A 26,273-nucleotide genomic window follows, 5' to 3' on the forward strand; every position below is an offset into this window, starting at 1 on the left:
TGGCACAAGCTGGCGCCAGACAACCTCACAAGACGGGAGCGAGGACGCCATGACCATCGTGCAATCCCCGCGGGTCGGGGAGAGCGGATCGACGTCTGCCCCCGCGCTCCGGTCGGTGGGCGTCGAGGAGGAGCTCCTCCTCGTCGACGCGCGGACGCTCATGCCGACGCCTGTCGCCGAGGCGGCGCTGGGTGCTTCGGCCGCTCGGCAGGCGCTTCGCGCCGGCGCGGCGCCGGCTGTGCCGATCGCGCTGGAGTTCGAGGTGAAGCGCGAGCAGATCGAAGTCGTGTGCCCGCCGCTGCACACCGCTGCCCAGCTCGCCGACGCGATCCTGGAGGGCCGGCGGCTGGCCGATGAAGCGGCCCAGGCGGTGGGCGCGCGCGCCGTGCCGCTCGCGACCGCGCCGTCGCGCTGCGAGACGCACGCCGTGTCCGCGCCCCGCTACGAGATGATGCGCGAGCGGTTCGCCTACACGCTCGACAACCAGCTCACCTGCGGGTTCCACGTGCACGTCGGGATCTCCTCGGAGGACGAGGGGGTGGCCATCCTCGATCGCGTGCGCCCGTGGCTGCCGGTGCTGCTCGCCCTCACCGCGAACTCCCCGTACTGGCATGGTGCCGACACCTCCTTCGCGAGCTATCGGTACCAGGCGTGGGGGCGGTGGCCGACCGCCGGCCCCACGGACCTCTTCGGCAGCTCTGCCGCCTATCACGCGTCGGTGATGGACGCGCTGGCCACCGGAGTGAGCCTCGACGCGGGCATGATCTACTTCGACGCCCGCCTGTCGTGCCATGTTCCGACCGTCGAGGTCCGCATCTCCGACGTGTGCCTGAAGCCCGAGGATGCAGCGACCGCCGCCGTTCTGGTCCGCGCCCTCGCGGAGCGGGCGGTCGCGGACTGGCACGCCGGCGGGACGCCGGACGGCGTCGGCGCGAACGTCCTGCGCCTGGCGAGCTGGCGGGCGAGCCGGTACGGGCTCCAGGGAGAGCTCGTGCACCCCGCGACGCATCGCCTGGTGCCCGCGAAGGATGCCGTCGTGGCGCTCCTGCGGCACATCGACGGCTTCTTCTCCGACGCCGCCGAGCGCGAGTTCGCCCGCCGAGGTGTCCAGACGATCCTCCGCCGCGGGAACGGCGCGGCGCTCCAGCGCGAGGCGGTGGGGGAGTCGGGCGACCTCACGCGGGCGGTGGCTGCGGCGATCGCGACCGGCTAGGGGAGACGACGCCCGGCGTCGCGGCGTGCGTGAGGCGCCAGCGGCGCCGCCGCGACGGCGATCGCGAAGCGAGCGGCGCTACGCCATGGCTGCGGCGCCGCACAACCCCCATGGAGTAATCGCCCGCAGAGTCTTACCATTCGGACGGCATCGTCGCCGCGCGGGCGAGATGCGATCGTGAGGAGCACGCGATGGTGACGACGGAGCCGGGCACTGCGCAGACGGGCACGCGCCCGACGACCATGCCCCCGCGCCAGGCCGCACTGCTGAGCAGGACGCGCGTTCAGCACAAGGGCAACATGATGGTCAAGTGGGTCACCTCCACCGACCACAAGACCATCGGGTACCTGTATCTGATGGCCTCGGTGCTGTTCTTCCTGCTCGGGGGCGTGATGGCCCTGGTCATCCGGGCGGAGCTGTTCGAGCCCGGCATGCAGCTGGTGCCGACGAGGGAGCAGTACAACCAGCTGTTCACGATGCACGGCACGATCATGCTGCTGATGTTCGCGACGCCGCTGTTCGCGGGCTTCGCCAACGCCATCATGCCGTTGCAGATCGGCGCACCCGACGTGGCGTTCCCACGCCTGAACGCATTCTCGTTCTGGCTGTTCCTGTTCGGATCCATCATCGTGGTCGCCGGCTACCTCACCCCGCAGGGTGCCGCGTCCTTCGGATGGACGGCGTACCGACCGCTCGCCGACGACACCTTCACGCCCGGGGTGGGAGGAACGCTGTGGTTCATGGGGCTCGGGATGAGCGGCTTCGGCACCATTCTCGGCGCCGTGAACTTCATCACGACGATCATCACGATGCGCGCGCCCGGCATGACGATGTGGCGGATGCCGATCTTCACGTGGAACACGCTCGTGACGAGCATCCTGATCCTGCTCGCCTTCCCGGTGTTGGCGGCGGCGCTGTTCGCCGGGGCCTCCGACCGCATCCTCGAGTCGCACGTCTTCGACCCGCAGAACGGCGGTGTGCTGCTGTGGCAGCACCTGTTCTGGTTCTTCGGTCATCCCGAGGTGTACGTGATCGCGCTGCCGTTCTTCGGCATCATCTCGGAGGTGATCCCGGTCTTCAGCCGCAAGCCGATCTTCGGGTACAAGACCCTTGTCTACGCCACGATCGCGATCGCCGCGCTGTCGGTGGCGGTGTGGGCCCACCACATGTACGCGACCGGCGCGGTGCTGCTGCCGTTCTTCGCGATCATGACGATGCTGATCGCGGTGCCGACCGGCGTGAAGATCTTCAACTGGATCGGCACGATGTGGCGCGGGTCGGTGACGTTCGAGACGCCGATGGTGTTCGCCCTGGGCTTCCTGGTGTCGTTCGTCTTCGGCGGGCTCACCGGCGTGATCCTCGGCTCCCCGCCCCTGGACTGGCACCTCACCGATTCGTACTTCGTCGTGGCGCACTTCCACTACGTGGTGTTCGGCACGGTGGTGTTCGCGATGTTCGCCGGGTTCTACTTCTGGTGGCCGAAGTGGACCGGCAAGATGCTGAACGAGCGCCTCGGATACCTGCAGTTCTGGATGCTGTTCATTGGCTTCCACATGACCTTCCTCATCCAGCACTGGCTGGGCGTCGACGGGATGCCGCGCCGCTATGCGGACTACTCCGGCGAAGACCAGTGGACGTGGCAGAATCAGGTCTCCACCGTGGGTGCGATGCTGCTGGGCGCATCGATGATCCCGTTCCTGTTCAACGTCTGGATCACCGCCCGGAAGGCTCCCAAAGTCGCCGTCAACGACCCGTGGGGTTACGCCGCATCGCTGGAGTGGGCGACGTCGTGCCCGCCGCCGCGGCACAACTTCACGTCGATCCCGCGGATCCGCAGCGAGCGTCCGGCGTTCGACGTCAACCACCCCGAGGCGGGACTTCCCGTCGGCGTGGGCCCGGCGAAGGACGCGCCCGACACCCCGATCGCCGACGCCGGTGACGGCGAGGTCAAATGACCGCTCGCTGATTCCGGGGCGTGCGGGTCCGTCGGCGACAATGGGCGGATGCCGATCATCGACAACGCCGTGTACGTGGAGGGGCGGCGGATCACGAATCCGTCCAGCCTCGAGCAGACGTTCGAGTACATGCGCGCGAACGGCGGGATGGCGTGGATCGGACTGTTCCGGCCCACCAAGGAAGAGGTCGAGCAGGTCGCGGCGGAGTTCTCACTGCATCCTCTCGCGGTCGAGGACGCGCTGAGCGGGCACCAGCGCGCCAAGCTGGAGCGCTACGGTGACATCCTCTTCGCCGTGCTCCGCCCAGCGCGCTATGACGATGCGACCGAGACGGTCGACTTCGGGGAGCTCCACGTGTTCGTCGGTCCCGACTTCGTCGTGACGATCCGTCACGCGGATTCGCCGGACCTCGCCAAGGTGCGCCGGCGCCTGGAAGGTCAGCCGGCGCTTCTGGCGCGCGGACCCGAGGCGGTCCTCTACGCGGTCATGGACGAGGTCGTCGACGAGTACGCGCCCGTCGTCGAGGGGGTGCAGAACGATCTCGACGAGATCGAGGACGCGCTGTTCCGTCACACCGACACCGCGCTCTCCCGGCGGATCTACGAGCTCTCCACCGAGGTGATCTCGTTCCAGCGAGCGACGGGGCCGCTGACGGGCATGCTCGAGGCGCTGCTGCGCGGCGCCGACAAGTACGGCGTCGACATCGAGCTGCAGCGCTCGCTGCGTGACGTGTACGACCATGCCTTGCGGGTGGCCGACCGGCTCGCATCCTTCCGGGCGGTCCTGGACAACGCCCTCACCGTCAACGCGACCCTGGTGACCCAGCGGCAGACCGAGACGGCGCTCCAGCAGAACGAGCAGGTCAAGAAGATCTCGGGCTGGGCGGCGATCCTGTTCGGGCCGACGCTGGTCGGCACGGTCTACGGGATGAACTTCGAGCACATGCCCGAACTGGATCTGCCGTGGGGCTATCCTGCGGCGCTCCTGCTCATGGTCGCCACCTCCGTCGCCCTGTACACGATGTTCAAGCGACGTCACTGGCTCTGACCCGCGGCGCCGCGGACGGCGTCAGCGGAGGCTCGCGACTGCGGATCGCCTCGGCGTGGGGAGCGCCGGGCGATCCGCAGCCCCGGGGTCTGTCACTCCGAGATCTCGGCGACGGTCTCGCCGGTGTCGTCCGGGCTGAGCGCGAGGGCGACGTCGGCTTGGCTGATGATGCCCACGAGGTCGTGCCCGTCGATCACGGGAAGCCGGCGGATCTGATGCTTCTGCATCATCTCGAGGGCCTCCTGCACGTCGTCATCGGCGCCGATCGTCACCGGCTTGCCCTGCGCGAGGGATCCCGCGGTGACGCTCGAGGGGTCACCGCCCTCGGCGATGCACTTCACGACGATGTCACGGTCGGTGAGCATGCCCTTCAACCGCTTGTCCTCGCCGCAGATCGGCAGCGCGCCGACGTCGAGCGACGCCATCAGCCGTGCGGCGTCGACGAGTGTCTCGTTCTCGCCCACGCAACGAGGCGCGGGCGTCATGATGTCTCTGGCTACGGTCATATCCGCTCCTTTCGCTGCGAGCGACGCTATGAAGCCGCCTCCCCGACGGCAGAGGGGATTGACATCGCCGCAGGAGGCGCGTAGCGCCGCGGGTGTGACCGTCCCTCGCTAGTGAAGCGCGTGTCGGTGTGTCAACCCCCTGGCACCAGGGATGAAGCCGACGCATCCTCCTCCCCAGGAGGTGTTCTATGAACGAGAGCACTGGCCATCGACGCGCGACCACTGCGACGGAGCAGGAGCGCGAAGCCGAAAGACCCGCCGACCACTCGATCGGGACCGACGACCGCACCGACGCGGAGCGTCGCCGCACAGGCGGCGTGGGAGGTCCCGGACGTTTCGAACGATCGCTGCCGATGCCGGCCGACCGGCACGAGTGATCGCACAGGAGGAACCCCCATGCCTCGCGAACATCATCTCGTCCTCATGCCGCTGGACGACCGCTCCTGGCGACTGTGCGACCGCAGCGTGCCTCACCACGACCCGCGACGCGTCGTCGCCTATGTCGAGCTGGCCCCGAGCGGCGGCTACGAAGTGACGTGGGTGTCCGTCGGCTTCGGGAGCGCGCGCTACTCCTCACTCGAGGGACTGCTCCACGCCGCGGTGAAGCTGATCTCGAGCCGGCGCAGCTCCGGCGCACTCAAGCCCCAGCCCATACCGCACCGGCCTCCCGCACACGCCTGATCCGGCCCGCTGTCGGCCTCCGGTGACAGGATGTCCCCATGCCGGAGTCACCCGAGGTGGACGCCCTCGCCCGCTTCCTCGATGCAGAGGCGAGCGGACGCATGATCCAGGCCGCCGACGTGCTGGAGTTCCGAACGGTCAAGACCAGGGCGACGCCACCGGCCGCCATCGTGGGAAGCATCGTCACGGGTGCCCGGCGGCACGGCAAGCACGTCGAACTCGAACTGGGCGATCGCCGGCTCGTCATCTCGCTCGGCCGCCACGGCTGGGTCCGCTGGCACCACGGCAGCAGTGCGGAAGGCGGCGTCCCCTCGCCTGAGGAGCCTCCTTCGCTGACGACGTTCGAGCTCTCCGGCGACGCTTCGATCGAGGTGACGGATGCCGGCACGTGGGTGTCCCTCGGGCTCTTCGTCGTGGATGCGGTGCGCGACGTGCCGGCGATCGCGAAGCTCGGACCCGATCCGCTCGACGTCGCGTTCACCCGCGCCGACCTCGACGGGGCACTCGGACACCGGCGCAAGCAGGTCAAGGCCGTTCTTCAGGAGCAGGAGTCGCTCGCAGGCATCGGCAATGCGTACTCCGACGAGATCCTGCATGCCGCGCGCGTCTCGCCGGTCGCCCACGCTGCCGCTCTGACCGACGACGAGCGGGACCGGCTCTTCGAGGCGACCGTCGGCGTCATGCGGGGGGCGCTGCAGGCGCGACGCGGAATCGCCATCGATCAGCTCAAGGCCGCGAAGGTCGCCGCGATGCGCGTGCACGGGCGGTCGGGCCAGGCGTGCCCCGTCTGCGGTTCGACCATCCGCGATCACACGTTCGCGGGCGCATCCGCGCAGTACTGCCCGACCTGTCAAACCGGTGGCGCGCTGCTGTGACCGGTCGTGCGGCCCCGTGTGGCGGATCGCGGTTAGCATGGGGGACATGACGACCTCTCCGCTTCCGAGCCCCGTCACGGCGAAGCCGTCCGACGAGAAGAACCTCCTCACCGTCGTCCAGTCGGGCGGATCGTGCTGCGGCGGAGGCAGCTGCAGCATCGACTGAGGCCCGTACCGCTCCGCGTCACGGCGCGTCTGAGCGTGTCGGTGTCCCGGCATGCCACGGTGACAGCAGGGCCTGCACCAGTTCCGGACTGAGATCGGGCATCTCCTCCACGGGCACCGCCAGCGCCTGCAGCGCCCGGCTGAGGTAGTTGCGCGCCGCTGCCGCGAGCGTGATGTCCACGATCTGGCGGTCGCTGAAGCCGGCATCGCGCAGCCGCCGGCTGTCGTCGTCTGTCATCCCCTGCGGGTCGCGTGACAGCTTGTCGGCGTACGCCATCACGGCGATATCCGCCTCGCTGAGGCCCGCGGCGGTGTCGCCGCGGGCTACCCGCTCGAGCTGATCGGCATCCATTACGCCGGCGCGCAGCGTCTTGCGGCCGTGCGCGAGCAGGCAGTGCGGTGACGGGATCGCCCGCGCGGCCGCCAGCGTCGCGAGCTCGTAGGTGCGGATGCCGATGGAGGGCACGATCGCCTGGATCAGCGCCTCGAACGCCTGGTGGGCGTCGGGGTTGACGGCCAGCGCGCGGGTGTGGGCGAGGACCACGCCGACGTCCGACACGTCGCCGGCGTACATCTCGGCGGCGTGCCCGGTGGCGTCCTCGGGTGCCGGAGTGGTGACGATCATGGCGGGCCTCCCGATGCCTGGATGAGGCTTCCAGGATCGCGGATGCCTCACCCCGGCGTCGAGGGGTGAGGCATCCGCGCGAGCCGCTAGTGCCCGGCGGGCGGACTCATCGGCTGGTCGGCCGGCTTGCGGATGAGGAAGGCCCCGACCAGCAGCGGCAGCGACAGGATCGCGGCGATGAGGAACGCCGCGTGCGTGCCGGCGGCCTGCGCGGCCAGCTCGCCCGCGCCGGACTCGCTCGCGCTCGCGGACGCCGCGGCCATGATGCCGAACATCAGCGCGATGCCGGCGGCACCGGCGACCTGCTGGACGGTGCCGACCACCGCGGAGCCGTACGAGTAGAACCGCGGCTGCAGCGATGCCAGCGACGCCGTGAACAGAGGCGTGAACGACAGGGACAGTCCGATCGAGAGCGCCGTCTGCGCGACCGCGACGACGGCGACCGGCGTCTGCGCCGAGAACGTCGTGTAGAACCACAGGAGCGCGCTGGTGATGACGGCGCCCGGCACCAGCAGCACCGTGGTGCCCCACCGGTCGTAGATGCGGCCGATGAACGGACCGAGGAGCCCCATCGCCAGTGCCCCGGGCAGCACGATGAGGCCCGTCACGAGCGGACTGACGCCGAGGACGTCCTGCACGTACAGCGGCACCACGGTGATAGCGCCGAAGAACGCCATCGACATGATCGCCATCTGCCCGATCGACAGCGAGAAGTTCGCCGAGCGGAACACCCGCAGGTCCAGCAGCGCGTCGTCCTTGCGCTGGAGCAGGACCTGGCGCCATCCGAACAGACCCAGCGCGACGACGCCGACCGAGATCGCGATCACGAGGGTGGTCGTCGAGGTCGCCGTCGCCGCTGCGGCAGCGGCGCCGCCGCCGTGGCCTCCCGCGCCGAGCTGGCTGAGTCCGAACACGAGACCGCCGAATCCGAACGCCGAGAGGATCACCGAGAGGACGTCGATCGGCGCGTGCGTCGTGTCGCCGAGATTGTGGATCCAGCGCGCGCCGACGGCGAGGGCGACGATGGCGATCGGCAGCACGACCCCGAAGATCCAGCGCCACTCGAAGTAGTTCAGAAGTGCGCCGGCCAGCGTCGGACCGATGGCCGGGGCAAGCGACATCACGATGCTGACGCGTCCCATCATGCGACCCCGGATGGCCGGAGGCACGACCGTCATGAGCGTCGTCATGAGCAGCGGCATCATGATCGCGGTGCCGGATGCCTGCACGACGCGCGCGACCAGCAGCATCGGGAACCCGGGCGACAGGAAGGCGATGAGCGTGCCGATGGAGAACAGCCCCATCGCGGCGACGAACATCGTACGGGTGGTGAAGCGGCGCAGCAGGAAGCCCGTGATGGGGATGATGACCGCCATCGTCAGCATGAACGCCGTCGTGAGCCACTGAGCCGCCAGAGCCGTGATGCCGAGGTCGGTGATGAGGTGCGGGATGGCGACGCCCATCGTCGTCTCGTTGAGGATGGCGACGAAGGCGGCCGCGAGCAGCAGCCAGATGACGCGGCTCTCCTCGGGGCGCAGCGCCGGCGCCGGCGCCTGGCCGGTGGGGATGCTCCCGGTTCCGGGGGTCGTATCGATGGCGGCCATGAATGGTCTCCTGGAAGGTCGTCGGACGAGGGGACGGCCACCCGGAGGATGGCGAGCGTCCAAGATAACGGTGAGGTCAGACGTCGAATTCCCGATGACGGGAGGAAAGTGCCGGAATCCGCTCAGAGCAGAGCGGGACGCGCATGGTTCAGCTCTCGGGCGCTTCGGCGTCGCGGCGGTCCCACTCCTCGCCGCCGATCGGGTCGGTCGCATGCGGGTCCGGTTCCCGCTCCTCGACGTTGCGTGGCACCGGGCTGACGATCTCCTCGTGCGGGATCGCCTTGAGCGCATCGATCTCCTCGCGGAGCTCGGCCAGGTCGCTGCCGTCGTGCTCGGGGATGCCGGGGATCGAGGTCACGGCGCTCAGCATAGCGCCGGCGGTCGCTCGGCTCACCCCCTGAGCTTCGTCGGCGCCGCTCATTACGCTGGTCTGGTGAGTATGCGCGGCGGCGGCGGGCATCCCGGGTTCCGTCCGATCGACATCGAGGCGCAGCGTCGTCAGAACGCCGAGGCGCCTCGGATCCCGCACCTCGGCCGTCGCGTCGTCGCGCTGTTCCGGCCGTACGCGCTCTCGATCGCGGTCACGGGCGTGCTCGTCGTGGTCGGCGCCGGCATCGCGGTCATCCCGCCGCTTCTCGTGCAGCGCGTCTTCGACGACGCCCTGTTCCCGGTCGACGGCTCCGGGCCGGACGTGCGCCTGCTGTGGCAGCTGGTCGCACTCATGATCGGGCTGTTCCTGCTGTCAGCGGCACTCGGCGTCGTGCAGACCTGGCTGACGTCGACGGTCGGCAACAAGGTGACCGGCGACCTGCGGGTGCGGCTCTTCGAACACCTGCAGTCGATGGAGCTCGGATTCTTCACCCGCACCAAGACCGGCGTCATCCAGTCGCGGCTGCAGAACGACGTGGGCGGGGTCTCCGGCGTCCTCACCAACACCGTCACCAGCATCCTCGGCAACGCCGTGACGGTGATCGCCTCGCTCGTGGCGATGATCCTCATCGAGTGGCGCCTCACCCTCATCGCGGTGTTCCTCATGCCGTTCCTCGTGCTCGTGCAGCGCCGCGTGGGACAGGTGCGCGCCCGGATCGCGGGCCAGACGCAGGAGTCGCTGTCGGAGCTGACCGCCATCACGCAGGAGACGCTGAGCGTCTCGGGCATCCTTCTGTCCAAGTCGTTCAACCGGCAGCGCACCGAGTCGGCGCGGTACGCCGACGAGAACCGCAATCAGGTGCGGCTCCAGGTACGCCGCGCCATGAGCGGGCAGGGGTTCTTCGCCGTCGTGCAGGTCCTCATGGCGAGCGTTCCGGCGGTCATCTACCTCGTCTCGGGCTATCTGATCACCGGCGGGACGGACACCATCACCGCGGGGACGATCGTGGCCTTCACCACGGTGCAGGCCCGGCTGCTCATGCCGCTCATGGGCCTGATGCGCGTCTCGCTGGACCTGCAGACATCCGCCGCTCTGTTCGCGCGCATCTTCGAGTACCTGGATCTGGTGCCGGCGATCAGCGACCTGCCCGACGCGATCGACGTGGAAGCCGCGCCCGGGCCCCTCGGCCGGATCGAGTTCCGCGACGTCGTCTTCCGCTATCCGGATGCCGCCCCCGACGCCCGTCCGACGCTGCAGGGGGTGTCCTTCACCGTCGACCCGGGGCAGCACGTCGCCTTCGTCGGGCCGTCCGGCGCAGGCAAGACGACGGTGCTGTATCTGACGCCGCGCATGTACGAGGCATCCGCGGGCTCCGTGCTGTTCGCGGGGGAGGACGTCCGGCGACTGCGGCTGGAGTCCATCATCGACAACGTCGGCATCGTCTCCCAGGAGACGTACCTGTTCCACGCGAGCATCCGCGAGAACCTGCGTTACGCCAAGCCCGACGCCACGGACGCCGAGATCGAGGCGGCGTGCCGCGCCGCCAACATCCACCATGTGATCGATTCGTTCGAGAAGGGCTATGACACCGTGGTGGGCGAGCGCGGGTATCGGCTCTCGGGCGGCGAGAAGCAGCGGATCGCGATCGCACGCGTGCTGCTGAAGGATCCGCCCGTCCTGCTGCTCGACGAGGCGACGTCGGCGCTGGACACCGTGTCGGAACGGGTCGTCCAGGAAGCGCTGGAGGCCGCCGCTCGCGGCCGCACGACCCTGTCGATCGCGCACCGGCTGTCGACGGTCATCGACGCCGATGTCATCCATGTCGTCGAAGCCGGGCGCATCGTGGAATCGGGCACCCACGGCGCGCTGATCGCCGCCGGAGGGCTCTACGCCGAGCTCGCCGCGCAGCAGCTGGCGTCCTCGCGGATCCTCGAAGCGGAGGCGGCCGAGGGCGAGCCCGACCACGCCGACCGCCGCGCCGATCGTGCGCCTGAAGACGCGGCGCCCGACCCGGTCGCCACGACGCCCGCCGTGCTCGCATCGTCGGCGGCCGACGTCATGGTGCCGCCGGCGACGAGCGCCGCCGTCCCGCCCGCGACCGCCACCCCCACCTCGCCCGCGGAGTGAGGGTCACCACAGTCGCGCCGCGGCGAGCGCCCGCGAGACGCGGGTGTCCATCGCGACGCCGTCGGCCCGCGCCCACAGGTCTCTGACGAACGCGCCGAGCAGGCGTCGGTACGCCGGGGCGGGGTGATCGCGAGCGAGCTGCACCAGCGGCGGGAGGTCCATGCTCAGGATGAGCCGGACACGGGATGCGGCAGCCCTCGTGCGACCGGCGGCATCCAGCACGGCGATGCCGCCGGCCAGCGCCTCGAGGTAGTCCCGCAGCACCGGCAGCTCGTCCTTGTGCTGGGTGATGGAGGAGCCGTCCGCGCGCTCGCGCCATTCCACGACCACGTCCGGGATCACGTCGAAGGACCGCGCCCGGGTGTACATCTGCTGGGCGACGACCTGATCCTCGTACGCCTTGCCGACGGGGAACCGCAGACCCGTGCGGCGCCACAGATCCGTGCGACTGACCTTCGACCACGCCACGATGTTGCCCGAGGCATCCGGGTGCTCGTCGATCGTCGTGGCGATGCGGGCGGGATCGGTCGCGGCGCTCACCCACGGCTGCACGACGCCGGCGGTGTAGCCGCCCGCGGCGTCGGGACGCAGGCGCACGTACGCGCCCGCGGCGAAGTCGCTGCCGCTGGCGTCCACCGTCTCCACGAGACGCTGCAGCGCCGTGGGTGTCATCCGGTCATCGGCGTCGAGGAACGCCACGAACGGCGTGTCGACCAGATCGATGCCGGTGTTGCGCGCGGCGCCGAGCCCGCGCTGCTCGTGGTGATGCACCACGCGGAAGCGGGGGTCCTCTGCGGCGGCACGATCGAAGATCTCGCCCGTGGCATCGGTCGAGGCGTCGTCGACCAGGACCGCCACCCAGTCGGCGAGCGTCTGAGCCCTTAACGAGTCGAGGGCGTCGGCGGCGTACGCGGCGACGTCGAACCCGGGCACGATGACCGTGACGACGGGCGTGGAAGGCGAGGTCACCCGCCCGATCGTACCGCCGCGACCGAGGCGGCGACCGCGTCAGCGACGGCATCCAGCGGCCGGGTCAGCGTGTGGGGGAAGGTGAAGCGCACCGCGGTCTGCGCCACCTCGTCCGGCACCCCCATCGCCACGAGGACGTGCGAGGGCTCGTCGCTGCCTGCCGCGCAGGCCGAGCCGCTGGAGGAGACGACGCCGCGCCGCTCGAGCTCGAGCAGGACGGCTTCGCCGCTGGTGCCCGCGAACGTGAAGCTGGCGGTGCCCGCGAGGCGGTGCGCGGGGTGCCCTGTCAAGGTGGCGGACGGCACGCCGGCGAGGACACGGGCGACGAAGCGGTCCCGGAGTGCGGCGACGCGCGCCGCCGCCTCGGCGCGCTCGGCCTCGGCGAGTTCGAGCGCAGTGGCGAAGCCGACCGCCCCGGCGACATCCTCGGTTCCGCTGCGGCGGCCCCGCTCCTGGCCCCCTCCGTGCAGCAACGGCTCGAGCGGGATGCGACCGCGGACGCCGAGGACCCCCGTGCCCTTCGGCGCTCCGAGCTTGTGCCCCGCGAGCGAGATGGCGTCGTAGCCGAGCTCGGCCGCGCCCAGCGGCAGCCATCCCGCTGCCTGCACGCCGTCGAGGTGGAGCGGCACCCCGTGCGCGCGCGCGACGGCGGCGATGCCGGCAGCATCCTGAACGGTTCCCACCTCGTTGTTGGCGTAGCCGATGCTGATGAGCGCCGTGTCTTCGCGCAGCGCCGCAGCGACGGCATCCGGTGCCACACGCCCGTCCCCGTCGACCGCGACCTGCGCCACCTCCACGCCGTGGAAGCGGCGCAGGTAGTCCGCCGACTCGAGCACCGACTCGTGCTCGATCGGCGTCGTGACGAGGTGGCGGGCGCCGCGTGTAGCCAGAGCCGCGAGGGCGATGCCTTTGATCGCGAGGTTGTTCGCCTCGGTGCCCCCCGAGGTGAAGACGACGTCACCGGTGCGCAGCCCGAGGATGCCGGCGACCCGTGCGCGCGCGTCGGCGAGGGCCGTCGCGGCGGCCTCTCCCACGGTGTGGTGACTGGATGGATTGCCGAACCAGCGGGTGAGGAACGGCGCCATGGCCTCGAGCACCTCGGGCCGCACCGGCGTCGTCGCGGCGTTGTCGAGATAGAGCATCGTCGTGGCCTCAGGGTGCGTCGATCCGGACGTCCAGCCCGAGATCGAGGGCCCGCGCGGAGTGCGTCAGCGCGCCGACCGAGATGACGTCGACGCCGGTCTCGGCGATGGCGCGCACCGTCTCCAGCGAGACCCCGCCCGAGGCCTCGACCACCGCGCGCCCCGCGATGAGGGCGACGCCCGCGCGCAGATCGTCGAGCGAGAAGTTGTCGAGCATGATCGTGCCGATCCCCGCCTCCAGCACCGGCTCGATCTGGTCGAGACGATCGACCTCGACCTCGATGTGCGTCGTGTGCGGTAGCCGGTCCTTCGCCGCCTGCAGCGCGGCCGTGACGGAGGCGTGCGTGTGGGCGAGGACCGCCAGGTGATTGTCCTTGGCCATGACCGCGTCCGAGAGCGAATGCCGGTGGTTGCGGCCGCCGCCGTCGCGCACCGCCTTGCGCTCGAAGGCGCGAAGTCCGGGCGTGGTCTTGCGGGTGTCGACGATCCGCGCGGCGGTGTGGGCGACCTCCGCGACGTATCGTCCTGTCAACGTCGCGATGCCCGACATGCGCTGTGCGAAGTTGAGTCCGATCCGCTCGGCGGTGAGCACCCCGCGGGCGGGGCCGGTGACGACCGCGAGCACCGCGCCCGACTCGAACCACTCGCCGTCCTCGACGACGAGCTCCACGTCGATGCGCGGGTCGGTCAGCCGGAAGGCGGCCGCGAACACCTCGCCGCCGCTGAAGACCCCGTGCTCGCGCGCGACGAGGTCGGCGCGTGCCCGTGCGTTCTCGGGAAGCAGATACTCGCTCGTGAGGTCGCCCCACGGGGCGTCCTCCTCCAGCGCGGCGGCGACGACCCGGTCGATGTGGGCCTGCGTCAGCACGCGACGGCCTCCTCTCGCACGAGATCGCGGGCCGCGCTGCCGAGCTCCGACGTCGCCGGGAGCGTCCGCGTGGCGACGGCGGGCGCAGGAGCCGGCTCCGCGGGAGCGGCGTGCGAGGCGGCGTCGCGACGGAAATGGGCTCCGACCGAGACCCGCCGTGCTCGCGCCGCGGCGACGAGGTGGGCGGCGACCAGGAGGAGGTTGTCGTCCTCGAGCTCCCGCTCCGTCATCGGGAGGCGCTCCTCGGCGCGCCAGGCGGCGATGACGGCTGCGGCGTGCGCCAGACCGTCCTCGTCGCGCACCAGCCCCGCGTGCTCCCACATCAGCTCCTGCAGCGCTCGCCGCGAGAATTCTTTCCCGTCGGGCTCGTTCGTCACGGATGCCGGCGGAAGGAGCCGTTCTGCGTTCATGTGCGACGACGCAGCGGGGAGTGCCGGAGTCGGGGCATGGGCGGGCGGGGGAGCGGGCCAGGCTCCGGATGCCGCATCCGCCGCGATCGCATCGCCCGCGCGCGCTCCGAAGACGGCGCCCTCCAGGAGCGAGTTCGACGCCAGCCGGTTCGCGCCGTGCACGCCCGTGCGTGCCACCTCGCCGACCGCGTACAGTCCCGGCAGTGTCGTGCGCCCGTGCAGGTCGGTGACCACGCCACCCATGAGGTAGTGGGCGGCGGGCGTGACCGGGATCGGCGCGCGTGCCCAGTCGAGGCGGCGGTCCCGCACCGCCCGGTCGATCGTCGGGAACCGCTGCGCGAGGAAGGCCGCGCGCCGCGCGGGGTCGGCGTCATGCACGCCGGTCGCGTCGAGCAGCACCGGCCGGCCGTCCTGCGCCTCCATGCGCCGTGCGATCGCTCGGGCGACGACGTCCCGCGGCGCCAGCTCGCCGTCCCGGTGGTCGTCGAAGGCGAATCGCCGGCCGTCCTCGTCGACGAGGGTCGCGCCCTCCCCGCGCACGGCCTCGGACACCAGGAACGCCTCACCCGCGGCGAGGACGGTGGGGTGGAACTGGTAGAACTCCAGATCGGCGACCGCCGCCCCGGCGCGGATGGCCGCAGCGATGCCGTCACCGGTGGCGACGGCGGGATTGGTCGAGTGCGCGAAGAGCTCGCCCGCGCCGCCGGTGGCGAGCACGACGGCATCCGCGTCGATGCGCACGCGACGACCGGCGGCCTCACCGGGCCGCTCGAGGAGGAGGTCCACTCCGCGCACGCGGCGCGGTGCGCCGTCGGCGGCGGCGCTCGTCACGAGGTCGACCAGGAACGCGTGCTCGATGACCGTGACGTCGCTCGCGCGCAGCCGGGCGACCAGCGCCCGTTCGATGGCCGTGCCGGTCGCATCGCCGCCGGCGTGCAGGATCCGCGGGTACGAGTGGGCTGCCTCCAGGCCCTTGACGAAGCCGCCGTCAGGATCCCGGTCGAACGCCACACCCAGCGCCACGAGCTCGCGGATGGCGGCGGGACCCTCCTCGACGAGCACGCGCACGGCGTCGGGGTCGTTCAGCCCGGCGCCGGCCGCGAGGGTGTCGCGCAGGTGGTCGTCCACGCGGTCGTCGTCGAACATGACCCCCGCGATGCCGCCTTGCGCGTAACGGGTGTTCGCGTGCTCGAGGACGTCCTTCGTCACGAGCGTGACGCGGCAGCCGTCCGCGACGGCATGCAGCGCGACGGTGAGTCCGGCGATGCCCGATCCCACGATCACCGCGTGCGCGGGCGCCGTCATGACGCGTTCTCCCCGTGCGAGGCGGGCGCCGCAGGGGGCTTCGCGGCCAGCATCCGCTCGAGCGCCAGCCGCGCCGGCTCGGCGACGTCCGCCGGCACGGTGATGCGGTTGGGCCGCTCGCCCGCGACGAGCGCCTCGAGAACCCATGCGAGGTATCCGGGGTGGATGCGATACATCGTCGAGCACGGGCACACGACCGGGTCGAGGCAGAAGATCTCGTGCTGCGGATGCTGCGCGGCAAGGCGCTGCACGAGGTTCACCTCGGTGCCGATCGCGAAGGTCGTCGGCTCGGTCGCCGCTTCGATCGCCTTGCGGATGTAGTCGGTGGAGCCGGCCTCATCGGCGGCGTCGACGACCTCCATCGGGCACTCGGGGTGCACGATCACCCGGACCCCGGGATGCTCGGCGCGCGCCGCCGTGATCTGGTCGACGGTGAAGCGCCGGTGCACCGAGCAGAAGCCGTGCCACAGGATGACGCGTGCGTCCTCGAGCGTCGCGGCATCGGACCCGCCGAGCGGCTTGCGGGGATTCCACATCGGCATCTGCTCGAGCGGCACGCCCATCGCCTTGGCGGTGTTGCGGCCGAGGTGCTGGTCGGGGAAGAACAGCACCCGCCGCCCGCGCGCGAACGCCCACTCCAGCACCGTCCGGGCGTTGGACGAGGTGCACACGATCCCGCCGTGCCGACCCACGAAGCCCTTGATGGCGGCGGAGGAGTTCATGTAGGTGACCGGGACGACCGGCACCCGCCCCTCGGCATCCGGCGCGTCCAGATCCCCGTAGACCTCGGCGAGCTGCTCCCAGCACTCCTCGACCTGGTCGATGTCGGCCATGTCGGCCATCGAGCATCCGGCGGCGAGGTTCGGAAGGATCACCGCCTGCTCGGGACGCGAGAGCAGGTCGGCCGTCTCGGCCATGAAATGCACGCCGCAGAAGACGATCGCCTCGGCATCCGGATGCTCCAGCGCGGCGTTGGCCAGCTGGAACGAGTCGCCCACGTAGTCGGCGTGCGTGACCACCTCCTCGCGCTGGTAGAAGTGCCCGAGCACCACGACCCGGTCGCCGAGCGTCGCCTTGGCGGCGCGGATCCGCTCGGCGAGCTCCGACTCCGAGGCCTCGCGGTACTCCCGCGGCAGCTCGCCCTGTCGGGGGGCGCCGGTGGGGATGACGTCTCCCATCGACGACCCCGGTCCGTAGCCGGGGCGGATGTCGAAGTCCCACGGCCCGGCGGCGAGATCGGTGGTGCATGTCGCGGCGGTCGAGGCGCCGGCGACGATGGCCTGGATGGCGTGATCGACGGAGGCGTCGCGCTGCGGGCGACTCTGAAGGGCGATGTTGACGGCGGGCATGGCGGGCCTTCGTTCTTCGGTGATCAGGGACGGGCGTCGAGCGGACCGCGGTCGGCCAGCTCGACGTCCTGGTTGTAGCGGTACAGCCGCGCCGGACGATGGCTGCCGGTGCGGAAGCGGTCGGTGGGGATGAGCGTGCCGGAGTGCTCGACCTGCCGGCGGAAGTTCGCCGGATCCAGGTGCCGGCCGAGGATCGTCTCGTACACCTCGCGGAGCTCGGCCAGGGTGAACTCGTCAGCGAGCAGGCCGTGCGCGATGCGGCTGTAGCCGACCTTGTTGCGCAGACGCCACAGGGCGTAGCCGACGATCTCGTTGTGATCGAACGCCAGCTGCGGCAGCGCGGAGGCATCGAACCACTCGACGTTCTCGACGGATCCGTCGGGCACCTCGTCGGGTCGGATGAGGGCCCAGTAGACGATGGAGACCACGCGGCTGGGGGAGCGGTCGACGGCGCCGAAGGCATAGAGCTGCTCGAGGTAGCTCGGTGCGAGCCCCGTCGTCTCGGCGAGGGTGCGCGATGCCGCGGCATCCAGGCTCTCATCGACATCGAGCCAGCCGCCGGGGAGCGCCCACAGTCCCTGATGGGGGTCCCGCGTTCGGCGGACGAGCGGAAGCACCACGGCGGTGCCGGCGGAGCCGGGAAGCCGGCGAAGAGTGAAGATCACCGTCGAGACGGCGACGCGGATCGCATCGGCCGCGGCCTCGGCGGCGGACGGGGTGGGAAGGGCGGCGGTTCTGGTCATCGTGACTCTTACTCTCGGCTCGATCATAGTGTCACCATGACCAGAAGCCAAACGCCGTCCCTGACGTTGTGATCGAGGCCGCCTCCCAGGCGACCTCAGTACCCTGGCGGGACAAGCCGAAGGGGTGGGGATGATCGTCGTCGACGTGCTGGTGGTGCTCCTTCTGGTGGGCGCGCTGATCGGCGGCATCCGCCGCGGGTTCTTCGCGAGCATCGGAACGCTCGCGGGCCTTGCCGCCGGCGCCGTCGCCGCGTTCTGGCTCACCCCCATGGTGAACGCCTGGGTGCCCTCAGCCGCGTGGCGCGGCGTCGCGGTGCTCGCCACGGCCGTCGGCCTGCTCATCCTGGGTGCCGCGGCGGGAGCGGCGATCGGGCGCGCGCTGCGCTCCGGCGCCGACCGGCTCAAGCTCCGGGTCATCGAGCGCCTGCTCGGCGGTGCGGCATCCGTCGTGGCGGCGGCGCTCGCGCTGGTTCTCGTCGCGCCGGCCATCGCCGTGGCCGGTGTCCCCGCGGTGTCGGCGGCGGTGGGCTCGTCGGCCGTGCTGCGCGGCCTCGACGCCCTCACGCCCCCGTCGATGGATGCGGCGCTCGCGGAACTGCGCAGCGCCGTGATCGAGGACGGGCTGCCCCGCTTCGGCGAGCTCCTCGGGCCGGGTGCCACCGCGCCCGTCGGCCCTCCGGTCGCGCTGGACGATCCCGAGCTCACCCGGGCCGCGGCATCCGTCGCCCGGGTCTCGGGCACCGCCTACGCGTGCGGCCGCGGCTCCACCGGCACCGGCTTCGTCGTCGCGCCCGACCGCGTCGTCACCAACGCGCACGTCGTCGCCGGCGTGGACACGCCGGTGGTCGAGCTGCCGGGAGGCGTCGCACGAGACGGTCGCATCGTCTACTTCGATCCGGTCGACGACCTCGCCGTCATCGCGGTGGACGGCCTGAGCGCCGAACCGCTTCCGTTCTCGGAGACGCTCGGGCCGGGGACGGCCGCGGCGGTGCAGGGCTATCCGCATGGCGGACCGTTCACCATGGTCAACGCCACGGTGCTCTCGACCGGGACGGCGCCGGTGCCCGACATCTACGGCGGGGCGTTCGCCCCGCGGGAGCTGTACTCCCTCGAAGCCGTCGTGCGGCCCGGCAACTCCGGCGGACCGCTCCTCACCGGCGACGGCGCCGTCGCCGGCGTCGTGTTCGCGCGATCGGAGGACGACCCCGACCGCGGCTTCGCCATAACGATGGCCGAGCTCACGCCCGTCGTCGAGCAGGCCCCCTCGCTGAGCGACGCCGTGTCGAGCGGCCGCTGCACCGGCTGACGACGCCGACCGGTATGCTGGCACCGCAAGTCAATACCGGCCAATGACCCGGGCGGGAGAGCCTCGGCAGCACGATCGTCGAGCACCGAAGGAGCAAGCCTCCCCGCCAATCTCTCAGGTACGCGTACCGTCCGGGCCCGGCCGACTCTGGAAAGCGATTCGAGCGCAGCAGGTCGCGCTGGATCCGCCGACGGTGAAACCCCCGGCATCCTTCGACAAGAGGATGCCGCGGTGAAGCTCTCAGGCCTATGACAGAGGGGGAGTTCACAGACGCCGTCCGGCGTCTGCCCGCCCACGAACGGGAGAACTCATGACCGCACCTCGCACCACGGCCCTGCACGAGCGCCACGCGACGCTCGGTGCGTCCTTCACCGATTTCGGCGGCTGGTCCATGCCCGTGCGGTACACGTCCGACCTCGCCGAGCATCACGCGGTGCGCACGGCCGCGGGCCTGTTCGACATCTCCCACATGGCGGAGTTCCTGATCTCCGGCCGGGACGCCGCCCCCTTCCTCGACTACGCCCTCGCCGGCCGCGTCAGCGCCATGGCCGTCGGCAAGGCCAAGTACTCGCTCGTGCTGGCCGAGGCGGGAGGGATCATCGACGACGTCATCGTCTACCGCATCGCCCAGGAGCGCTTCCTCGTGATCGCCAATGCCGGGAACCGGGATGCCGTCGCGGCGGCGTTCGACGACCGTGCGCGCGGGTTCCGTGCGCCGGGACCGGGGGATCCGCTTCCGGAGGGCTCGTTCGCGTTCGTCTCCGGTCAGCCGCGCGCGCTGGTGGAGGACATCACGGACGCGGCGTCGCTGCTGGCGGTGCAGGGGCCCCGCGCTCGGGCCATCCTCGAGCAGACCCCCGGCATCGAGAGCGTGCGCCCGGCGCTCGAAGAGCTCGGCTACTACGCGTGGGCGTCGGGAACCTTCGACGACGCCCCGCTGTTCGTGGCCCGCACGGGCTACACCGGCGAGGACGGCTTCGAGCTTCTCGTGCCGAACGCCGCGGCACCGGCGCTGTGGGACGCGCTGCTGCGCGCCGGCGAGCCGCACGGCCTCGTCCCGGCAGGACTCGCCGCACGCGACACGCTGCGCCTCGAGGCCGGGATGCCGCTGTACGGCCACGAACTCTCGCTGGACGTCCTGCCGGCTCAGGTGGGCCTGGGTCGAGTGGTCGCCGCAGACAAGGAGGACTTCGTCGGGAAGGGCGGGCTCGGCGCGGCCGAGTCGCGCGACGCGCCGGTCCTCGTCGGGCTGACATCCGAGGGGCGCCGCGCCGGCCGCGCCGGCTACGCCGTGATGGACGGCGACACCGCGGTGGGACAGATCACCAGCGGTGCCCTCAGCCCGACGCTCGGGCATCCCATCGCCATGGCGCTGGTGTCCCCGGCGTGCAGCGACCCCGGCACCGAGCTCTTCATCGACGTGCGAGGAACCCGCATCCCCGCGACCGTGACCACCCTGCCCTTCTACAGGAGGAACAAGTGACCGACCTCAGCCGCCTCAAGTACACCGCCGAGCACGAGTGGGTCGCCTTCGACAGCGACCCGTCGACCACGTCGGGGACGATCACCGCGACCGTCGGCATCACCGACTACGCCGCCGACAAGCTCGGCGACGTCGTGTTCGTCGAGCTGCCCGCCGCGGGATCGGCCGTGGCCTCGGCGACCGTCGTGGGTGAGATCGAATCCACCAAGTCCGTCGGCGAGCTGTACGCGCCCCTGAGCGGCGAAGTCGTCGAGGTCAACGACGCCGTCGTCGACGACCCGTCGCTGGTCAACTCCGACCCGTTCGGCGAGGGATGGCTGCTGAAGATCAGCGTCGACGCCGCGACGGTGACGGGCCTGCTCGACCGCGACGCGTACGTCGCGCTCACGGGTGGCGCCGAGTGAACGAGACCATCATGCCGCCGGCGGGCGCACCCGCGGGCTTCGCGGCCCGCCACATCGGAACGGATGCCGCAGCACAGCGCGTCATGCTCGACACGCTCGGCTTCGACTCGGTCGACGCTCTCGTGCGCGCCGCGGTCCCGGCATCGATCCAGACGACGCCGCGCGAGACGAGCAGCATTCCGCGCCCCGCCAGCGAGGCGGAGGCGCTGGCGGAGCTACGCGCGCTGGCGTCGCAGAACCGTCTCGCGCGTCCGATGATCGGCCTGGGCTACTACGACACCTTCACGCCGTCGGTGATCGCGCGCAACGTGCTCGAGAACCCGTCCTGGTACACCGCGTACACGCCGTATCAGCCCGAGATCTCGCAGGGACGCCTCGAGGCGCTCATCAACTTCCAGACGATGGTCACCGATCTCACCGGCCTCGCGACGGCGAACGCGTCGATGCTCGACGAGCCCACCGCCGTGGTCGAGGGCATGCTCGTGGCAAGGCGCGCCTCGAAGTCGGCATCCGACGTCTTCGTCGTCGACGCCGATGCCCTGCCCCAGACCAAGGCCCTGCTGCGGCATCGCGCCACGGCGGTCGGCATCGAGCTCGTCGAGCTCGACCTCGCGCACGGTGCGACGCTGCCCGATGAGCTCTTCGGCGTGTTCCTGCAGTACCCGGGCGCCTCGGGGAACGTCTGGGACCCCGCCGGGGTGGTCGATGCCGCCCACGTCGCGGGCGGTCTGGTCGTCGTCGCGGCGGACCTGCTCGCCCTGACGCTGCTGCGGTCGCCCGGCTCGTTCGGCGCGGACGTCGCCGTCGGCACGACGCAGCGGTTCGGCGTGCCGCTGGGCTTCGGAGGTCCGCACGCCGGATACATGGCGGTCCGCCAGGGTCTGGAGCGTCAGCTCCCCGGGCGTCTGGTGGGAGTCTCGCGGGACGCCGCCGGGCACCCCGCGTACCGGCTGGCCCTGCAGACGCGCGAGCAGCACATCCGCCGCGAGAAGGCGACGTCGAACATCTGCACCTCCCAGGTGCTGCTGGCCGTGATGGCCGCGATGTACGCGGTCTACCACGGCCCGGACGGCCTCCGGGCCATCGCCACCGAGGTCGCCCAGAAGGCCGAGGCGCTCGCCGACCGGCTGCGCTCGTACGGCCTGTCGCTGGCATCCGACTCGTTCTTCGACACCATCCGCGTGACCACGCCCGGTCCCGCCCGCCGCGTGATCGAGCGCGCCCGCTCACTGGGGTACCAGCTGTTCTGGGCCGACGACGCGACCGTGGGGGTCTCGGTGGACGAGACCACCACCGCGGATGACCTCGCCGCTGTCGCGTGGGCGTTCGGGCTGCCGGAGGACGAGTTCCTCGGCGCAGGAGAGCAGGGGGAGCGCGCGGTGGACTTCGCCGACGCGCAGCCGTTGGCCGGGGTGCCGGCAGGTCTCCACCGTGTCGAGGAGTTCCTCACCCACCCCGTCTTCACCGCTCACCGGTCCGAGACGGCGATGATGCGCTACCTCAAGCAGCTCGCCGACCGCGATTACGCCCTGGACCGCGGCATGATCCCGCTCGGATCGTGCACCATGAAGCTCAACGCCGCCACCGAGATGGCCGCGGTGTCGTGGCCGGAGTTCTCGCGCGTGCACCCGTTCGCGCCGGAGGCCGACGTGCACGGCTACCTCGCGCTGATCGAGCAGCTCGAGTCGTGGCTCGCCGAGGTCACCGGGTACGACGCCGTCTCGCTGCAGCCGAACGCCGGGTCGCAGGGCGAGCTCGCCGGACTCATGGCGATCCGCGGCTATCACCGCGCGAACGGGGATTCGCAGCGCACCGTGTGCCTCATCCCGTCCTCGGCGCACGGCACGAACGCCGCGTCGGCCGTGCTGGCGGGAATGAGCGTCGTCGTGGTCGCGTGCGACGAGCAGGGCAACGTCGACCTCGACGACCTGCGCGCCAGGATCGCCGAGCACGCCGACGCGCTGGCCGCGCTCATGATCACGTATCCGTCCACGCACGGCGTGTACGAGCACGACGTGCTCGAGATCACGCAGGCCGTGCACGACGCGGGCGGCCAGGTCTACATCGACGGGGCGAACCTCAACGCGCTGCTCGGGTACTCGCGCTTCGGCGACCTGGGCGGCGACGTGTCGCACCTGAATCTCCACAAGACGTTCGCGATCCCGCACGGCGGCGGCGGCCCGGGGGTCGGCCCGGTCGCTGCCAAAGCCCACCTCGCGCCGTACCTGCCCTCGCACCCGCTGTCGCAGCGCAAGGACCATGCCGGCGGCGTGTTCGACGGTGGACCGATCTCCGGCGCGCCGCACGGGTCGGCCGGCATCCTGCCGATCTCGTGGGCGTACGTCCGCATGATGGGTGCCGAGGGACTGCGGGATGCCACCGCGGCGGCCGTGCTGTCGGCGAACTACATCGCCGCGCGTCTGCGCGAGCACTACCCGGTGCTCTACACCGGAGACGACGGGCTCGTCGCGCACGAGTGCATCCTCGACCTGCGGCCGCTGCGCGAGGCCACCGGCATCACGGTCGATGACGTCGCGAAGCGGCTCATCGACTACGGATTCCACGCCCCGACGATGTCGTTCCCGGTCGCAGGCACCCTCATGGTCGAGCCGACCGAGTCGGAGGACCTCGCCGAGATCGAGCGGTTCATCGAGGCGATGATCGCGATCAGGGCCGAGGCGGACCGCGTCGCGGCGGGGGAGTGGCCCGCGTCGGACAACCCGCTCGTGAACGCCCCGCACACCGCGGAGTCCGTGGTCGCCGGCGAGTGGTCGCATCCGTACTCGCGCGAGACCGCCGTGTATCCGGTCCACTCGCTCGTGCGGACGAAGTACTGGCCGCCGGTGCGCCGCATCGATCAGGCCTACGGGGACCGCAACCTCGTGTGCGCCTGCCCGCCGATCGAGGCCTTCGCCTGACCTGACCCGCGACGGCGGTCCCACCCGCGAGACTGCATCGGAGCGCCGAGACTGCACTTCCCGGAGTGCTGTCTCGGCGCTCCGATGCTGTCTCGGCGTCAGCGGGGGCGGGAGCGCCGACGGAGGGGTCAGCGGCGGAGGGGCGTGAGCAGGCGCGTCAGCGAGCGCAGTGAGGCCGAATCCTCCGGACGGGAGGGTTGCAGGCCGACGGCGAGAAGCGCCGCCCGCAGGGGCGCGACCTCGATGACATCGTGCCAACCCCAGTGCGCGGTCGCCGCAACACCGCGGGCGAGCAAGCGCGCATCGCGGTCACGGCGCGCACGCAGGACCGTCACAGCATCCGTATCGGAGTACTTGACGTCGCCGTCCGCCTCGCCGCCGATCCGCGAATACTCCCACCAGAAGTCGAGGCGGTCGGCATCGCCAGGAGCCCGGCCGCAGATCCACTTCTGCAGCACCGGCGCAGGGAAGCCGAGCCACTCGATCACCGCCAGGCTCACGTGCTCGAGCGTCGACTCCGGCACCGGCGACGCCCGGTCGAGCACCCAACGAGCGTGCCGCCTCCCGCGACTGCTCACCCGCAGGCGATTCACCTCGTGCAGCACTGCGGGTGTGAGCCCCGGATGCCGACGCAGCACGGTACCCGCGACCGCCAGTCCGACGGCGTGATGGCGCACGCGCGCGATGTCGACTGCGATGTCCGCCGGTCTCGCGACCAGCATCCCTCCGATCTCCTCCACGAGGGGAAGTCGCTCCGCTGTATGAACGCGGACCCCGCCAACGGCGCGGGAAGTGGCGAGCGGCGTCGCGGTGATGTGCACGTCCGCCGGCTCTCCGAAGATCGGCAGACCGCGCAGCGCTGCAGCCGACTCGAGCACGAACCGGGCCTCTGGTAACACCATGCCGTGGCATGCACTCGGGCGAGGTACCGATTCCAGGGAGCCAGTCGAGACCATTCATCCGCGTCGGCGTAGACGCCCCTCCGGACCGACACCACCTGTCTCATCCGGATGGCGCGCTCGGGATGAGGCAGCTCGTCCCGTCGGAGCAGTGCGACCGGGCTCGGAAGGACGTCGCCCGCCGACGCCGTCGATGTCATCCCCCGATCGTCGCCCCGCTGCGCCGTGCACGGTGCACCGCCCCGGTCGCCTGCGAGAACGTCTGGTCTCGCCCCCCATGTGGAGGAGCCGTCCTGTCCCCATCCGCCCGCTCACGGTCGTCGCGACCCCACCCGCGAGACTGCATCGGAGCGCCGAAACAGCATGCGGAAGGGGGCTGTCTCGGCGCTCCGATGCAGTCTCGCGGACATCGCGAGCGGGCTCAGCCGGTGGTGGTGGGGGTGGGGGTGGGGAGGGGCGCGAACAGTTCGGGCCAGAGGCCGGCGGCGAGCGGATACCCGACGAAGGCCACGATGTCGATGACGGTGTGGGCGACCACGAGCGGCATGACCCGGCCCCAGCGGCGGTAGCACCAGCCGAAGACGATGCCCATGACGACGTTGCCGACGATCGCGCCGATCCCCTGATACGCGTGATAGGCGCCGCGCAGCGCGGCGGTGGAGAGGATGATCGCCCACCAGTTCCAGCCGAAGCGGCGGAGGCGGTCGAAGAGGTAGCCGATGAAGACCACCTCCTCCGTCAGTCCCGCCCGCAGCGCCGCCAGCAGCAGAAGCGGGACGGTCCACCACGCCGCATCCAGCGGAGACGCGACGACCGCGACGGTGACACCCGCCGCGCGGCCGCCCGCGTAGAGCGCCAGTCCCGGCAGACCGATCACGGCGGCCAGCAGGATGCCACGGCCGAGGTCGCCGCCGAACCGCGAGAAGTCGAGGCCCATGCGGCGCAGGGCGTTCGCGCCGGGCTCCCAGAGGAGGTAGACCACCAGGGCCACCAGCGCCAGGCCGAAGAAGAAGGACAGGACCTGATAGACGATGTCCCACAGGGCCACGGCGTCCCGAGAGGGATTGACCTGAGCCGCCTGGGCCCCCAGCGGCACCGGTGCGAGAAGGCGACGCACGAGCGCAAGCACCGCGTAGACCGCGGACTGCCCGACGGACACCGCGAGGACGAGCCAGACCTCCCACGTCAGGCGGCGGCGCTCATACCCGCCGAGCGCAGGCGAGATCGTGGGTTTTTCGCGGTCATCGAGCCGATTCGGCGGCGTCACCTTGTCAGATTGTCACACTTGAAGTCGCTTGAGTTAAGGCTC

23 protein-coding genes and 2 riboswitches are annotated in these 26,273 nt (G+C 71.0%); of the genes, 11 read left to right on the top strand and 12 right to left on the bottom strand.

Going from position 1 to position 26,273, the window contains the following annotated elements:
• Positions 1-49 precede the first annotated feature (49 nt).
• The 3 genes from AC5RVZ_RS05030 to corA all read left to right on the top strand — a co-directional run bounded on the left by AC5RVZ_RS05030 (position 50) and on the right by corA (position 4,215).
• A complete protein-coding gene (locus tag AC5RVZ_RS05030; RefSeq protein WP_494064658.1) occupies positions 50-1,213 on the top strand; it encodes a glutamate--cysteine ligase in 1,164 nt (387 codons plus the stop codon).
• A gap of 191 nt (positions 1,214-1,404) precedes the next feature.
• Positions 1,405-3,168, top strand: coding sequence for an aa3-type cytochrome oxidase subunit I (gene ctaD / locus AC5RVZ_RS05035; RefSeq protein WP_494064659.1), 1,764 nt, complete (start codon positions 1,405-1,407; stop codon positions 3,166-3,168).
• Between the two features lie 48 nt (positions 3,169-3,216).
• Positions 3,217-4,215, top strand: a complete 999-nt coding sequence (gene corA / locus AC5RVZ_RS05040) for a magnesium/cobalt transporter CorA (RefSeq protein WP_494064660.1) — start codon at positions 3,217-3,219, stop codon at positions 4,213-4,215.
• A gap of 92 nt (positions 4,216-4,307) precedes the next feature.
• Here the strand turns inward: corA and AC5RVZ_RS05045 are convergent, their stop codons facing one another.
• Positions 4,308-4,721 carry a CBS domain-containing protein gene (locus tag AC5RVZ_RS05045; protein ID WP_494064661.1) on the bottom strand — a complete coding sequence of 138 codons (414 nt, stop codon included), beginning with the start codon at positions 4,719-4,721 and terminating at the stop codon, positions 4,308-4,310.
• A 188-nt stretch (positions 4,722-4,909) separates the two neighbouring features.
• Between AC5RVZ_RS05045 and AC5RVZ_RS05050 the strand changes: the two genes are divergently transcribed.
• Genes AC5RVZ_RS05050 through AC5RVZ_RS05060 form a run of 3 tightly spaced genes read left to right on the top strand, consistent with a single transcriptional unit; the run spans position 4,910 to position 6,277 of the window.
• Positions 4,910-5,098 carry a hypothetical protein gene (locus AC5RVZ_RS05050; RefSeq protein WP_494064662.1) on the top strand — a complete coding sequence of 63 codons (189 nt, stop codon included), beginning with the start codon at positions 4,910-4,912 and terminating at the stop codon, positions 5,096-5,098.
• 19 nt (positions 5,099-5,117) lie between these two features.
• On the top strand, positions 5,118-5,402 hold the full coding sequence (locus AC5RVZ_RS05055; protein WP_494064663.1) for a hypothetical protein: 285 nt from the start codon (positions 5,118-5,120) through the stop codon (positions 5,400-5,402).
• Between the two features lie 38 nt (positions 5,403-5,440).
• A complete protein-coding gene (locus tag AC5RVZ_RS05060) occupies positions 5,441-6,277 on the top strand; it encodes a DNA-formamidopyrimidine glycosylase family protein (protein WP_494064664.1) in 837 nt (278 codons plus the stop codon).
• A 184-nt stretch (positions 6,278-6,461) separates the two neighbouring features.
• Here AC5RVZ_RS05060 and AC5RVZ_RS05065 read toward each other — a convergent pair whose 3' ends face one another.
• The 3 genes from AC5RVZ_RS05065 to AC5RVZ_RS05075 form a co-directional block, all read right to left on the bottom strand.
• Positions 6,462-7,067: a carboxymuconolactone decarboxylase family protein gene (locus AC5RVZ_RS05065; RefSeq protein WP_494064665.1), complete on the bottom strand. Its 606-nt coding sequence runs from the start codon at positions 7,065-7,067 to the stop codon at positions 6,462-6,464.
• Between the two features lie 86 nt (positions 7,068-7,153).
• Positions 7,154-8,671 carry a DHA2 family efflux MFS transporter permease subunit gene (locus AC5RVZ_RS05070; protein WP_494064666.1) on the bottom strand — a complete coding sequence of 506 codons (1,518 nt, stop codon included), beginning with the start codon at positions 8,669-8,671 and terminating at the stop codon, positions 7,154-7,156.
• Positions 8,672-8,819: 148 nt separating this feature from the next.
• Entirely contained in the window at positions 8,820-9,029 is a 210-nt protein-coding gene (locus AC5RVZ_RS05075) for a hypothetical protein (protein ID WP_494064667.1), read from the bottom strand.
• 81 nt (positions 9,030-9,110) lie between these two features.
• On the opposite strand from AC5RVZ_RS05075, the gene AC5RVZ_RS05080 reads away from it, so the two are divergent.
• Positions 9,111-11,168: an ABC transporter transmembrane domain-containing protein gene (locus tag AC5RVZ_RS05080; RefSeq protein ID WP_494064745.1), complete on the top strand. Its 2,058-nt coding sequence runs from the start codon at positions 9,111-9,113 to the stop codon at positions 11,166-11,168.
• Between the two features lie 3 nt (positions 11,169-11,171).
• On the opposite strand, the gene AC5RVZ_RS05085 is transcribed toward AC5RVZ_RS05080, so the two are convergent.
• From AC5RVZ_RS05085 to AC5RVZ_RS05110, 6 genes are read right to left on the bottom strand one after another with little or no spacing between them, the layout of a single operon-like run.
• Positions 11,172-12,137 (bottom strand): glycosyltransferase family 2 protein, encoded by a 966-nt coding sequence (locus AC5RVZ_RS05085; RefSeq protein WP_494064668.1) that lies wholly within the window; start codon positions 12,135-12,137, stop codon positions 11,172-11,174.
• The gene (locus tag AC5RVZ_RS05090; RefSeq protein ID WP_494064669.1) at positions 12,134-13,279 is read right to left on the bottom strand and encodes a cysteine desulfurase family protein; all 1,146 of its coding nucleotides are present in this window, start codon (positions 13,277-13,279) and stop codon (positions 12,134-12,136) included. The genes AC5RVZ_RS05085 and AC5RVZ_RS05090 overlap by 4 nt, the downstream gene beginning before the upstream one ends.
• Before the next feature lie 10 nt (positions 13,280-13,289).
• Positions 13,290-14,147, bottom strand: coding sequence for a carboxylating nicotinate-nucleotide diphosphorylase (gene nadC / locus AC5RVZ_RS05095; RefSeq protein WP_494064670.1), 858 nt, complete (start codon positions 14,145-14,147; stop codon positions 13,290-13,292).
• Positions 14,141-15,862: an L-aspartate oxidase gene (nadB, locus tag AC5RVZ_RS05100; RefSeq protein ID WP_494064671.1), complete on the bottom strand. Its 1,722-nt coding sequence runs from the start codon at positions 15,860-15,862 to the stop codon at positions 14,141-14,143. The genes nadC and nadB overlap by 7 nt, the downstream gene beginning before the upstream one ends.
• Positions 15,859-17,211, bottom strand: a complete 1,353-nt coding sequence (gene nadA / locus AC5RVZ_RS05105; protein ID WP_494064672.1) for a quinolinate synthase NadA — start codon at positions 17,209-17,211, stop codon at positions 15,859-15,861. The genes nadB and nadA overlap by 4 nt, the downstream gene beginning before the upstream one ends.
• Before the next feature lie 23 nt (positions 17,212-17,234).
• The gene (locus AC5RVZ_RS05110) at positions 17,235-17,954 is read right to left on the bottom strand and encodes an NUDIX hydrolase (protein WP_494064673.1); all 720 of its coding nucleotides are present in this window, start codon (positions 17,952-17,954) and stop codon (positions 17,235-17,237) included.
• Positions 17,955-18,084: 130 nt separating this feature from the next.
• Between AC5RVZ_RS05110 and AC5RVZ_RS05115 the strand changes: the two genes are divergently transcribed.
• The 4 genes from AC5RVZ_RS05115 to gcvP all read left to right on the top strand — a co-directional run bounded on the left by AC5RVZ_RS05115 (position 18,085) and on the right by gcvP (position 24,065).
• The gene (locus AC5RVZ_RS05115; protein WP_494064674.1) at positions 18,085-19,260 is read left to right on the top strand and encodes a MarP family serine protease; all 1,176 of its coding nucleotides are present in this window, start codon (positions 18,085-18,087) and stop codon (positions 19,258-19,260) included.
• Positions 19,261-19,303: 43 nt separating this feature from the next.
• A riboswitch (glycine riboswitch) is annotated at positions 19,304-19,400 on the top strand.
• Between the two features lies 1 nt (position 19,401).
• Positions 19,402-19,525: riboswitch (glycine riboswitch) on the top strand.
• A gap of 45 nt (positions 19,526-19,570) precedes the next feature.
• Positions 19,571-20,743 carry a glycine cleavage system aminomethyltransferase GcvT gene (locus AC5RVZ_RS05120; RefSeq protein ID WP_494064675.1) on the top strand — a complete coding sequence of 391 codons (1,173 nt, stop codon included), beginning with the start codon at positions 19,571-19,573 and terminating at the stop codon, positions 20,741-20,743.
• Entirely contained in the window at positions 20,740-21,147 is a 408-nt protein-coding gene (gene gcvH / locus AC5RVZ_RS05125) for a glycine cleavage system protein GcvH (protein ID WP_494064676.1), read from the top strand. Before AC5RVZ_RS05120 ends, gcvH begins: the two co-directional genes overlap by 4 nt.
• Before the next feature lie 11 nt (positions 21,148-21,158).
• Positions 21,159-24,065 carry an aminomethyl-transferring glycine dehydrogenase gene (gene gcvP, locus AC5RVZ_RS05130; protein WP_494064746.1) on the top strand — a complete coding sequence of 969 codons (2,907 nt, stop codon included), beginning with the start codon at positions 21,159-21,161 and terminating at the stop codon, positions 24,063-24,065.
• Between the two features lie 128 nt (positions 24,066-24,193).
• On the opposite strand, the gene AC5RVZ_RS05135 is transcribed toward gcvP, so the two are convergent.
• Both AC5RVZ_RS05135 and AC5RVZ_RS05140 read right to left on the bottom strand, forming a co-directional pair.
• On the bottom strand, positions 24,194-24,967 hold the full coding sequence (locus tag AC5RVZ_RS05135) for a hypothetical protein (protein WP_494064677.1): 774 nt from the start codon (positions 24,965-24,967) through the stop codon (positions 24,194-24,196).
• A gap of 418 nt (positions 24,968-25,385) precedes the next feature.
• Positions 25,386-26,231, bottom strand: a complete 846-nt coding sequence (locus AC5RVZ_RS05140) for a CPBP family intramembrane glutamic endopeptidase (protein ID WP_494064678.1) — start codon at positions 26,229-26,231, stop codon at positions 25,386-25,388.
• Between the last annotated feature and the right edge of the window lie 42 nt (positions 26,232-26,273).

The organism is Arthrobacter sp. Cza30, assembly GCF_059090765.1.